Origin of the sequence: Aurantiacibacter sp. MUD61, assembly GCF_027912455.1 — a bacterium.
Taxonomy (GTDB): Bacteria; Pseudomonadota; Alphaproteobacteria; order Sphingomonadales; family Sphingomonadaceae; genus Alteraurantiacibacter.
Genome location: NZ_CP115446.1, coordinates 2,515,917 through 2,528,236 on the forward strand (window position 1 = coordinate 2,515,917; position 12,320 = coordinate 2,528,236).

At 60.7% G+C, this 12,320-nt stretch carries 11 protein-coding genes; all 11 read left to right on the forward strand.

The window, feature by feature from the left end; all coding sequences use genetic code 11:
• The first annotated feature begins 8 nt into the window (after positions 1-8).
• The 11 genes from O2N64_RS12100 to O2N64_RS12150 all read left to right on the forward strand — a co-directional run bounded on the left by O2N64_RS12100 (position 9) and on the right by O2N64_RS12150 (position 12,272).
• Positions 9-530, forward strand: a complete 522-nt coding sequence (locus O2N64_RS12100; RefSeq protein ID WP_271077842.1) for a CvpA family protein — start codon at positions 9-11, stop codon at positions 528-530.
• The gene (locus tag O2N64_RS12105) at positions 527-958 is read left to right on the forward strand and encodes an iron-sulfur cluster assembly scaffold protein (RefSeq protein ID WP_271077843.1); all 432 of its coding nucleotides are present in this window, start codon (positions 527-529) and stop codon (positions 956-958) included. Before O2N64_RS12100 ends, O2N64_RS12105 begins: the two co-directional genes overlap by 4 nt.
• 30 nt (positions 959-988) lie before the next feature.
• Positions 989-2,620, forward strand: a complete 1,632-nt coding sequence (locus tag O2N64_RS12110) for an MFS transporter (protein ID WP_271077844.1) — start codon at positions 989-991, stop codon at positions 2,618-2,620.
• 47 nt (positions 2,621-2,667) lie between these two features.
• Positions 2,668-3,927, forward strand: coding sequence for a hypothetical protein (locus O2N64_RS12115; protein ID WP_271077845.1), 1,260 nt, complete (start codon positions 2,668-2,670; stop codon positions 3,925-3,927).
• A complete protein-coding gene (gene alr / locus O2N64_RS12120; protein WP_271077846.1) occupies positions 3,924-4,979 on the forward strand; it encodes an alanine racemase in 1,056 nt (351 codons plus the stop codon). The genes O2N64_RS12115 and alr overlap by 4 nt, the downstream gene beginning before the upstream one ends.
• Positions 4,980-5,056: 77 nt before the next feature.
• The gene (phaR, locus tag O2N64_RS12125) at positions 5,057-5,635 is read left to right on the forward strand and encodes a polyhydroxyalkanoate synthesis repressor PhaR (protein ID WP_271077847.1); all 579 of its coding nucleotides are present in this window, start codon (positions 5,057-5,059) and stop codon (positions 5,633-5,635) included.
• Positions 5,636-5,737: 102 nt separating this feature from the next.
• On the forward strand, positions 5,738-7,279 hold the full coding sequence (proS, locus tag O2N64_RS12130; RefSeq protein WP_271077848.1) for a proline--tRNA ligase: 1,542 nt from the start codon (positions 5,738-5,740) through the stop codon (positions 7,277-7,279).
• A 29-nt stretch (positions 7,280-7,308) separates the two neighbouring features.
• Complete coding sequence (locus O2N64_RS12135; RefSeq protein ID WP_271077849.1) at positions 7,309-7,899, forward strand: DUF805 domain-containing protein; 591 nt, start codon at positions 7,309-7,311, stop codon at positions 7,897-7,899.
• A 62-nt stretch (positions 7,900-7,961) separates the two neighbouring features.
• Positions 7,962-9,410, forward strand: coding sequence for a M28 family peptidase (locus O2N64_RS12140; protein ID WP_271077850.1), 1,449 nt, complete (start codon positions 7,962-7,964; stop codon positions 9,408-9,410).
• 18 nt (positions 9,411-9,428) lie between these two features.
• Entirely contained in the window at positions 9,429-11,711 is a 2,283-nt protein-coding gene (gene rnr / locus O2N64_RS12145; protein ID WP_271077851.1) for a ribonuclease R, read from the forward strand.
• Positions 11,712-11,756: 45 nt separating this feature from the next.
• Complete coding sequence (locus tag O2N64_RS12150) at positions 11,757-12,272, forward strand: peroxiredoxin-like family protein (RefSeq protein ID WP_271077852.1); 516 nt, start codon at positions 11,757-11,759, stop codon at positions 12,270-12,272.
• Positions 12,273-12,320: the final 48 nt, after the last annotated feature.

Below are 12,320 nucleotides of genomic sequence, written 5' to 3' on the forward strand. Positions count from 1 at the left end.
GCGGCACTATGACGGGTTTTGATATTATTGTGTTGCTCATTGTGGGGGTGGGCGCGATCGGCGGCTTCATGCGCGGTTTCGTGCAGGAAGTGCTTTCGCTTGCGGCGTGGTTTCTCGCGGTATTTGCCATCCGCTATCTGCACACCGACCTGACGGCCGCAATCCTCAACTTTATGGGTTCGCCTGTCACCGCGAGCATTTTCGCCTTCGCGCTGCTGCTGCTGATTCCCTATGCGGCGATGAAGCTGATTGCGCGTGTCGCAGGCCGCAGCTCGCGCAATTCGGTGCTCGGCCCGATCGACCGCGTGCTGGGCTTCGGGTTCGGAGCGGTGAAAGGTGTCGTGATCGTCGTCATCGGTTTTTCTCTCTTCGTGCTGGGCTTCGACAGCTATTGGGGCGCGCAGGGCAGGCCGCTGTGGATTTCGGAAGCGCGCACTTACCAGCTCGTCGATTCGAGCTCTCGCGCAATGGTCCAGATCGTAGCCGAACGGCGCGCACGGTTGCTGGGTGAGGGAGAAGAGGCCGAGTGAGCGCGGAAAAGCTCTATACGCCTGCGATGCTGGCCGCCGCCGTACAGCTTGCCGATTATCCGCCGATCGCCGGCGCCAGCCTTCATGGCGAAGCGCGTTCGGCCACCTGTGGCTCTGAAATTGTGCTCGACGCTGAAACGGACGCGGATGGCGCGATTTCGGCTGTGGGCCTGAAGGTGCGCGCCTGCGCGGTGGGACAAGCGGCTGCCTCACTCTTTGCTCAGCATGCGCAAGGTCGAGGCCTGGCCGATATCGAGCGCACCCACACGGACCTGACGCGTTGGCTGAAAGATGGTGTTGCGATGCCGGAATGGCCGAGCCTTTCGCTGATTGCAGCCGCGCGGGATTACCCCGCCCGGCACGACGCCATGCTCTTGCCGTGGAAGGCGGCCATTGCGGCTCTTTCCAGTGCCCCCGCATCAAGCTAATCCACCGGGCAAACAGTTTTGGGGGTCCGCATGGCCGACGCAGCCGCAATCGAACAACACGAACCGAGCGCGAAGGAAATTCGCCTCGTCATTGCCGCCAGTTCCGCTGGCACTGTCTTCGAATGGTATGATTTCTTCATCTACGGCACGCTCGCCTACATCTTGAAGGACGCGTTTTACGACGTCGACAATGATACGCTGGGCCTGCTGCTGGTATGGTCGACCTTTGCGGTCGGCTTTGCCTTCCGACCCATCGGCGCAATCCTGTTCGGCTACCTGGGCGACAAGCTGGGGCGCAAATACACCTTCCTTGTCACGGTGACGCTTATGGGAGTTGCGACAGCGGGGGTCGGTTTGATCCCAACGGTAGCGACCATTGGCGTGGCTGCCCCGATCATCGTCATCTGCCTGCGCGTATTGCAGGGGCTTGCTCTGGGCGGCGAATATGGCGGCGCAGCGATTTACGTCGCGGAACATGCACCGCCGGAAAAGCGTGGCTTCTACACGAGCTTCATTCAGGCAAGCGTCGTCGGTGGCTTTGTCCTGTCGATTATCGTCGTGCTCGCCTGCCGCGCGCTCATTTCGGAAGCGGATTTTGTCGAGTGGGGATGGCGCATTCCCTTCCTGCTGTCGATCCTGCTGCTCGTCATCTCGCTGTGGATGCGATTGATGTTGTCGGAAAGCCCGGTCTTCCGCGCCATGAAGGAAGCTGGCGAGACGGCCGGCAACCCCTTCGTTGAAAGCTTCACCTATCCGGGCAACAAACGGCGCATTTTCATCGCCCTGTTCGGCGTAACAGGGGTGCTCACCACGATCTGGTACACCGCCTTCTTCTCCAGCCTCTCGTTTCTGCGCGGTCCGATGCGGCTTGATCCCGGACTGGTGGAGTGGATCCTGCTGATTGCCGGCAGCATCTCGATGGCGTTCTACATCGTGGTTGGAAAATGGTCGGACAGGGTGGGACGTAAGAAGCCGATCATCATCGGCGCGCTGGCGGCACTTGCACTGCTGTTCCCGATTTTCTGGACCATGGGCTCGCTCGCCAATCCGGGGCTGGCGCAAGCGTCCGAGGACAATCCCGTCGTCGTCACCGGCACCGCATGCACCACCGACCCGTTTGCCGACCTGTTCGATCGCGAGCAAAGCGACTGCGGCAAGATCCTCGAAACCCTTACCGCAAGCGGCGTGAGCTATAATGTGGAGGAAGGTGGCGAACTTGGTCTCAGCGTGTCTGGCGATCCTGTAGCGATTGCGCCCGAATGGCTGGAAAGCGGCAATGCGCGGCGCGATGGAATCATCGCCGAACTCGGCCAGCGCGGCTTCGATTTTGAATACCAGACACCGCCAGTTGCAAACATTCTCGGCATCATCGGGCTGCTGCTCGTTCTGGGTGTACTCTCGGCGCTGACCTATGGCTCGGTTGCCGCGCTGCTGACCGAGATGTTTCCTGCGAAAATCCGCTACAGCTCGATGTCGATCCCATATCACATCGGCGCCGGGTATCTTGGCGGTTTCCTGCCGCTGATCGCCGGAATTATCGTCGCCCGCTCAGGCGATGTCTACGCCGGGCTCTGGTATACCTGGGCTGTGGTCGCGTTCGGCGTGATTGTGGCTTGGTGGGGTCTCAAAGGCGGGCCACCTACCGAATTTGAGGACAGTTAAACCATATGCGTTTGCTTCTTTCAGCGGCAATTCTGCTTTCTGCTTGCATGGCGCAAACGGTCGCCGCTCAAGATGAGCCTGACGATGCGCCAGCTACGCCGCCCATCCGCACCAGCCCTGCGCCGCCGCCCAGGATTGCGCCTCCGCGCCCCATAGCTCCGCCAACACCAAGGCAGATGGTAGCGCCAGCCTACATGTACGAGGATTACGAGGCGTATTGCATGGATGGACGCCAGGCGGTCAGCATGGTCGCCTATGGCGGGGACCGCGCGGTCTTCGTGGCGAGCGACAACAAGCCCGATCTGATCGCCGAATGCCTTGATGGATACCAGATCGCCCGGGTGCGCCCGGTCGAAAACATCTCGAGCGCACTTATGATGCTGTCCTTCCGCCCGTTCTCCCCGTTATGGGAGCAGATGGAAGGCGAATGGGGTGAAGATCTGGGCCTCTTGCGCGCTGAGCTGGAAGTCGCTGCGCGAAACGCGACTGATCCCGGCCTTGGCCTTTCGATGGATAGTGACATCGCGCGTGATATCGCCCGCGCCCGCAGTCTGCGCGCCATCGGCTACACGGAAGAAGCCCGCGTCATTTTCGACCGGTTGGCGGAGCGTATCAATAGCGGCAGCGAATCCAGATTGCGGCGGCTCGAATTCGAACGCGCGCTTGTCGCATCCTATCAGGCAACAACCGCACAGATGCTCGGCTCTGTCGATGAGGCGGCGCGCATCATGGGTGAGTTCCTGGAAGAGTTCCCTGAAGACAGCGATTATCGCCTCAACCCGGAGATAAACTACGCCGCTTTCCTCGCGGAGGCGGGCGATTACCGCGCCTCATACCGCGTGATCGTTCCGGCCTATGACGCATTTCGCGGGCAAGGATACGATCCTGAGACCTATACGCTGGGAGGGGCCGACCGCGAATTTGCATGGATTATCGCGTGCAACCGCTGGAACATGGACAAGGAAGAGGCCGCGCAGCCCTTCATCGACATCGTGCAGAATGCACCCGAACAGCCGCGCGACGAATATGTAGCCAACGTGCCGCGCTCGACACGGATTCTGCGGCGCATGTATCGCTGCATCGGAGATGCGGATGGCTGGTACGCGCAATTTGGCGATGGCTCCTTGCCGGCGCTGGACGAGGCGTGGACGATGCTTCAGCCTGCCTATGGCGGTGAAAACGCGCCATTACCCGACTGGCAAATGCCGGAACGCACATCGGCGCGCTATAACGAGTTGTATCGTCATCTGCCGGAAACCTATGCGCCTGCTCTGCGCAATTGGCGCGATAGCGAAGACGGCGAGTGACCTCGGCAAAGCTCCCTCCCGCCAGCTTGCGCCTGCGGCTCGACCGCGAGGCGCTTGCCGACAATTGGCGCTATCTCGATAGCCTTTCTGCCGCGTCGACCGCGACGGGAGCAGCCGTAAAAGCGGATGCTTACGGTCTCGGTGTCGATGCGGTGATGCCGGTCTTGCAGGAGGCCGGGGCGCGCAATTTCTTCCTCGCGCACTGGAGCGAAGTGCCTGCCGCGCTCGAGCATGCCGACGGCCCATCACTCAGCGTCCTGCATGGCGTCAGGACACCCGACGAAGCGCGATTTGCGCGAGAAACGGGCGTTTTGCCCGTCATCAATTCGGTGCGCCAGGCAGCTTTATGGAGCGAAGTGGGCGGAGGCGCGTGTCATCTGATGATCGACACGGGCATTAATCGTTTAGGCATTGCCCCGGCGCAGACTTCCGATCCGGCTATAGAGGCGCTGGACGTCGACATCGCCATGTCACACCTCGCCTGCGCCGATGAGGACAGCCCGCACAATACTGCGCAGCTCGAGCGTTTTCGTGAATGCGCGAAGGGTGTGAGCGCACGCGGGCTCAGTCTTGCCAACAGCGCCGGTATTTCGCTTGGCTCCGACTATCATTTCGACCTCACCCGACCCGGCATCGCACTGTATGGCGGCGCACCCGTTGGCGAGATGCACGGCAAGATAGCGCAGGTCGCTTTCCCCGAAGCTGCGATCATCCAGATCCGCGATCTCTCGCCGGGAGACAGCGTGGGCTACAATGCCATGTGGACGGCCGACAGACCTGTCCGCGTCGCGACCGTCTCTATCGGCTATGCCGATGGCTTCCTGCGCGCTCTTGGCCCTGATGGAGCGCTGCAACATGGCGGAGACACGCTGCCGATCCTGGGCAAAGTGTCGATGGATATGATCATCGTGGATGTGACGAATAGCGATGCATCGGAAGGCGACTTCCTCACCATACCATTTGATTTGCCTGCGCTTTCTGCTCGCAGCGACCTCTCGCAGTATGAATTGCTCACCGTTTTGGGTGGCCGTTTCGACCGCACCACCGGCTAAGTTTATGCCGCAATTGCAAAATGTATGTTGCGGGTGCTAAGAGGACGGGTCGCACAATTCGCAGGAGTGGGCCTTTCATGGCTGAAAAGGACAAGTCCGATAACGCAAGCGTTATCATCAAAAAGTACGCCAACAGGCGGCTCTACAATACCAGTTCGTCGAGTTACATCACGCTGGATAACCTTGCCGAAATGGTGCGCGATGGCGTGGATTTTCAGGTCGTGGATGCGAAGTCGGGCAACGATATTACCCATTCGATCCTGACCCAGATCATCATGGAGGAAGAGGCCAATGGGGAGCATATGCTGCCTGTCAGCTTCCTTCGCCAATTGATTGGAATGTATGGTAATTCCATGCAGGCAATGATGCCGTCCTATCTCGAAGCTGCCATGGCCAATTTCCAGACCAATCAGGCATCGCTACAAGAAGCCTTCAAAAGCAGCATGGGCGGAAATGCCTTTGCCAAGATGGCTGAAACCAACATGGCGATGTTCGAAGCGGCGACGAAGGCTTTTATGCCCGGCGCGCAGGCAGCGGGCAGCGAGGCGCCGGCACCATCCAAACCAAGCGGCGAGCCAAAGGGCCGCGAAGAGATCGACGCGCTCCGCTCGCAAATGGCTGAGATGCAGCGCAAGCTGGACAGTCTCGGCGAATAAAACCTCTTTCGCTTACCCTCCCGTACACGACACTCGACACAGGCCCGCAATGGGTCCAAATCGACTTACGTTTCGCAATTACTGAACGAGGCACTCTGCTTCATGTCCAATATCCGCCACGCCCTTAACATCAAACGCGAAGAAGATTTTGCGCAGTGGTATCAAGAGGTTATCTCTGCCGCCGACATGGCCGAGGAATCCGGCGTGCGCGGATGCATGGTGATCAAGCCGTGGGGCTACGGCATCTGGGAGCGCATGCAGCGCCTGCTCGATGACCGGATCAAGGCGGCTGGTATCCAGAACGCCTATTTCCCGATTTTCATTCCGCTCAAGAATTTTGAGCGTGAGGCAGATCATGTCGAAGGCTTTGCCAAGGAAATGGCGGTCGTCACGCATCACCGGCTGATTGCTGATGGGGAGGGCGGTCTCGTCCCCGATCCCGAAGCCAAACTGGAAGAGCCGCTCGTCGTAAGGCCTACTTCGGAAACGATCATTGGCGATGCGATGAGCCGCTGGGTACAAAGCTGGCGCGATCTGCCGCTGAAGCTCAATCAGTGGGCCAATGTTGTGCGGTGGGAGATGCGCACGCGCATGTTCCTGCGCACAAGCGAATTCCTTTGGCAGGAAGGCCACACCGCCCACGCCAACGCCGATGGAGCGCGCGAAGAAACCATGCGCGCGCTCGAAATGTATCGCGCCTTCGCCGAAGAAGACGTGGCCATGCCAGTGATCGCAGGCGAAAAGCCGGAGAACGAACGTTTCCCGGGCGCCAAGGAAACCTGGTCGATCGAAGCGATGATGCAGGATGGCAAGGCGCTGCAGGCGGGCACCAGCCACTACCTCGGCACCAGCTTCGCCGATGCCTCTGATATCCGATATCAGGACGCAGAGGGTGGCCAGCAGCTGTGCCACACGGTGAGCTGGGGCATGTCCACCCGCATGGTCGGCGGGCTGATCATGACCCATGGCGATGACGACGGCCTGCGCGTTCCGCCCAAGCTTGCCCCGCATCAGGTCGTGATCCTTCCCATGCTCCGCGACAAGCCAGAGGATGCAGAGCTGATCGACTATTGCGAGCAATTGCGCGCTGCACTGGCCAAGAAATCGACTCTGGGCGAGCCGCTTCGCGTCCTGCTCGATACGCGTCCGGGCAAGGCAGCCGCAAAGCGTTGGGATTATGTGCGCAAGGGCGCTCCGATCATCATCGAAGTCGGCGGCCGCGATATGGATAATGGCGTCGTCAGCCTGCTGCGCCGCGATAGCTTGTGGAACAGCGAAAACGGCAAGCCTGCTTTTCAGACACCCAGCCGCGAGGAAGCAGCGGAACAGATCCCCGCGATGCTGGAGGATATCCAAAGCTCGCTGTTCGGGTCGGCGAAAGATCGGCGGGATGCGAATATCACCCGCGGCATCACCGAAATGGATGCGCTGGCGGAGCATTTCCGTGGCTCCCGCTATCCCGGCTGGGTCGAAGTGGAATGGTCCAAGCCGACCGGCGCTGAACTCGAAAAGGTCGTCGAGCAATTGAAGGCGCACAAGCTCACCTTCCGCAATGTGGCGATCGGCGCAGAACCGGTCAGCGGCACGTGCATCTTTACGGGGGAACCTGCGAAAGAGCGGATTTACGTCGCCAGAGCCTATTGATAATCTTCGCCCAGGACGGGGAGATCATCATGATTCAGGCCATTAAATACAATCTCGCGAATTTGACCAATTTCAGCGGGCGCGATGCGCGCTCCACCTTCTGGTGGTATGTGCTCTTCATCGTCATCGCCCAGTTCGTGGTCGGCCTGCTGGCGAGTATTCCGCTGATTACCGCCGGCGTCGGCACAGCCATGGACGCGGCGCAATCCGGCGCCGATCAGGCGACCATGCAGGCCGAAATGATGACGAGCATGGCCGGCGCCATGGATACCGCCATCTGGGTTGGCGTCGCCGCCGAAATCGCCGTCGTTCTTTTGCTTGTCGCTTCCTTTGTCCGCCGTCTTCATGACAGCGGCAATTCTGGCTATTGGGCGGCCATCCCGGTCGTCACGCAATTGGCGGGCGTCTATGGCGAGATCACCATGGTGGACCGCGCAAAAGAGCTGATGGTCATTTCCGCCGATCCCTCGCGCATGGACGAAATGCAGGCTCTGCAGGCAGAGATGATGGCCGCACCGCTCACTTGGGTCCCTTATATCGGGCTAATCGTGATCATCGTATTCGGCGTGATGAAGTCCGAGCCCGGCGCGAACAAATATGGTGGGCCGCCTGCGGTTTAAGCGCGCAAATACCATCGAAGGGCGGCTTGCATGTCGCTGCGATTGCGCGCAGACTTGGCCGCATGCGTAGATCAATTCTGACTGCGGCCTTCGCTGCCGCTCCGCTCGCCCTCTTTGCTGCAACTCCGCTCAACGCACACGATCATGATCATGGTGATGATCGTGATGAGGCGCAGATGGCAGACGATCCGGGAATAGAAGTTTCGGAAGAGCGGCTGCGGGCGGACATGGATACAATCGTCGGCTTTGGCACGCGTCATACGCTGTCTTCGCAGACCGATCCGGAGCGCGGCATTGGAGCTGCGGTCAATTGGGCGCTTGCGGAATTCGGGCGGATTGGCGCGGGCTGCGGCGGCTGTCTGGACGTAATGCCGGTCGGGCGCGTGGTCGAGGCCGACGGACGCCGGATTCCGGAGCCAACCCTCATCCGCAACGCCGTCGCCATCCAGCGCGGGACAGAACGCCCCGATGAAGTCATCATCGTGCAGGCCCATTACGACAGCCGCGTCACCGATGCGATGAACGCGACTGACGATGCACCCGGCGCCAATGACGATGGCTCGGGTAGCGTCATGGTGCTGGAGGCAGCGCGCATCCTGTCGCAGCGCGAATATCCCTCCACAATCATCTATGCTTTGCTGACGGGCGAGGAGCAGGGCCTTTATGGGGCGGGCATCCTCGCTGACTGGGTCGCCGAACAGGGTATGACCGTGAAGGCCGTGCTCAACAATGACATGATCGGTAATAGCTGCGGATCGGACGGTTTCTGTGACGCAGAACACGTACGCGTTTTTTCGGAAGGCCTACGCGCCGATTCCACGCCGCAACTCCGGGCGGCCCAGCGCCGCTTCGGTGGTGAAAACGATTCACCCGGCCGCAATCTCTCCCGCTGGCTGAACTCGGTGGCCGAAGATTTCCCCGACGGCATGCAGGTCCGCCAGATCTGGCGCACGGATCGCATGGGGCGGGGCGGGGACCAGATCCCCTTCCTCGATCGCGGCTACCCGGCAGTCCGCGTGACCGTGGCTGTCGAAGATTACGAACACCAGCATCAGGACCTGCGCGTCGAGGATGGCATCACTTACGGTGACACGGTGGACGAGCTGGACTTCGATTACCTCGCCCGCAGCAGCGTGCTCAATGTCCGCGCGTTGGACCGGCTTGCGAGAGCGCCGATGCCGCCGCAGGTCACCGCCGATGCTGCAGTGCGTACCGACACTATCATCGAGTGGCAAGGCGTTGAAGGGGCCACCCATTATCAGATCGTCAAAAGGCGTACGCATGAAAGCGACTGGCGCTGGGGCGAAGCCGCAATCCTCTCGTTCGAGACTCCGGTCGGCGACAATCCAACTCCGATGGCAGAGCGCGAATTAAGCTATACCGCACCCCTGCGCGGCGATGACTGGATATTCGGTGTCGCATCCTGCAGCTTCGGGCCCGTCTGCAGTCCGGTCTCCAGCGCGGTCCCCGGCGGGGCTTTCTATCCGCTGGAGGGTGACAGCGAAGACTAAGCCCCCATATAGCGGGGCATGAACAAAAATAAGAACAACAGGAAGTTCCAGGGACTTCCGAGCAAGGACCAGGTCCTTGAATTCATCAAGAACGCAGACGGCCCCGCGGGAAAGCGGGAAATCGCAAAGCATTTCCGCCTGAAAGGGCAGGAGAAAATCGCGCTCAAGGCGCTGCTGAAGGACATGGCCGAGGAAGGCCTGATCGACGGCAGGAAAAGCGCCTATCACCGCATGGGTGGCCTACCCAAGGTCACCGTGCTTCGCATCGTCGAAATCGACGAGGGCGAGCCCGTCGCCATCCCCGAGAGCTGGCAGCCGGACGATGCAACTCCGCCGCCGCGCCTTCGCGTCATCGAGAAGAAGAAACAGGCTGCCCTCCGCGTGGGTGACCGCATCCTCGCGCGCACTGAAGAGGCCGGAAAAGGCCATATCGCCCACCCCATGAAAAAGCTGCCTTCACAGGAAGGCGCGATGCTGGGCGTGATCGAGATCGACAAGAGCGGGCAGGCCTGGCTTGCCCCGGTCGACAAGAAGATTCGAACCTCCGCCAAGGTCAGCGATCGCGGGCAGGCGGAGGAAGGCCAGTTGGTCCTCGCCGAACCTGCCGGACGCGGGCGCAACTCCTCGGTCAAGGTGATCGAAGTGCTCGGCGATCCGCTCGCGCCAAAGAGCTACAGCCTGATCGCAATTCACAAATACGGTATCCCGCATACTTTCCCGCAGGAAGTGCTCGACGAGGCTGCACAGGCTGCGAAAATCCCGCTGAGCGAGGACCATCGCGAGGATTTGCGCGATCTTCCCATCGTCGCGATCGATCCCAAGGACGCGCGCGACCATGACGATGCGATCTGGGCCGAGAGTGACGGGAAGGGCGGGTTCAACGCGCTCGTCGCTATCGCCGATGTCTCCTACTACGTGCGCCCGGGCAGCAAGCTCGACCGCGAGGCGAGAAAGCGCGGCAATTCGGTTTATTTCCCCGATCGCGTCGTGCCGATGCTGCCTGAGGTTTTGTCCGCCGATGTCTGCTCTCTCAGGCAGAATGAAGATCGCGCGGCCATGGCCTGCCATCTCAAAATCAACGCCAAGGGGCAGGTGACCGATTGGCGCTTCACCCGCGCCATCGTGCGCATACATCACAACATTCCTTATGAAGACGCGCAGGCGCAGATCGACAGCGGCGAGGCGAGCGGTCCGATCAATGCGCTATGGGCATGCTGGAAAGCGCTTTCGAGCGCGCGGTCGGACCGTGATCCGCTCGATCTCGACCTGCCCGAACGCCGCGTCGTGCTGAACGATCAGGGCAAGATCGAGGAAATCGCCGTGCGCGAGCGGCTCGATGCCCACCGCGTGGTCGAAGACTTCATGATCGCCGCCAATGTCGCTGCAGCCAAGGCGCTGGAAAGCAAGACGCAGCCGGTCGTCTACCGCGTCCACGAACCGCCGACGCGCGAAAAGCTGATCGCGCTGCGCGAATATTTCGACAGCATCGGCAAGAAGCTGGCGCTCGGCCAGGTCATCACCCCCGGCCTGTTCAACCGCATGATGAAAGACGTCACCGATGCGGGCGAAAAGGCTCTGGTGATGGAGGCGGTGCTGCGCAGCCAGACGCAGGCTTATTACGGGCCGGCCAATGCGGGCCACTTCGGCCTCGCGCTTGGATCCTACGCGCATTTCACCTCGCCCATTCGCCGCTATGCAGACCTTCTGGTCCACCGCGCGCTGGTCGACGGCTTCGGGCTGGAGCAGCCTGCGCCCAAGGGCAAGATACCCGATAGCAGCGGCTTGTCGGATCGGGATCGCAGCGATCTCGGCAAGATCACCGATGCGATCAGCATTACAGAGCGCCGCGCGATGGAAGCGGAGCGCGATACCATCGACCGCTATGTCGCCGCATGGCTTTCTGCGCGGGTGGGCGAGGTCTTCAACACCCGCATCACTGGCGTGACGAGCTTTGGCTTTTTCGCTACGATCGTGGGCCTTGGTGGGGACGGGCTGGTGCCCATCAGCACGCTGGGCCGCGAATACTTCCGCCATGATGAAGGCGCGCAGGCGCTGATCGGCACCGATAGCGGCACCACCTATACAATGGGTGACACGCTGGAGCTGCGCTTGGGCGAGGCCAATCCGCTGACGGGCGCTCTCAAGTTCGAGATTCCCGATGGCGACGGCGGTGGCCAGAAAGTGGAGCCGCGCGGCAAGCGTCCGGACACAAAACCGCGCCGCGACAAGAAGGGCAAGCATCAGGTCGGCAAGCGCGGTCGCCCCGGCAATGTCCGGCATCAGGGACGCAAGCGGAAATAGGGAACGCGAATGCTGGCCGGCCATTGATTATGAAAGGAGAATTTCATGATCAAACCCGGCCAGAAAACGCCTGACCTCGAACTGCCGCTGACGATAGGCGCACAGTTTCACCTGTCGAAGCAAAAGCCCGATAATTACACCATGCTGGTGTTCTATCGCGGCAAGCATTGCCCTGTCTGCAAGAAGCAGCTTGAGGAAATCGGCGGCCGCATGGACGATTTCGTTTCCCGCGGGATCAATGTCTTCGCCATCTCGATGGACGACAAGGATCGCGCCATGGTGGTCGATAGCGAATGGGAAACGCACGATCTTCCGCTCGTCTATGATCTTACCGAAGATCAGGCCCGCGAATGGGGCCTCTACATCAGCGAAAAGCGTGAAGGCAGTGAAGAGCCGGACACATTCAGCGAGCCGGGTATTTTCATCCTGAAACCCGACATGACACTGCACCACGCAGCGGTCCAGAACATGCCATTCGCCCGCCCGCAAATCGATGACCTGCTGAGCGGGCTCGATTACGTGATGGAGAACGATTATCCCACGCGCGGCACATTAACCTGACCAACGCGCTACTCGGTTCGCTTGGCGAACCGCAAGGCCGACTGGCCG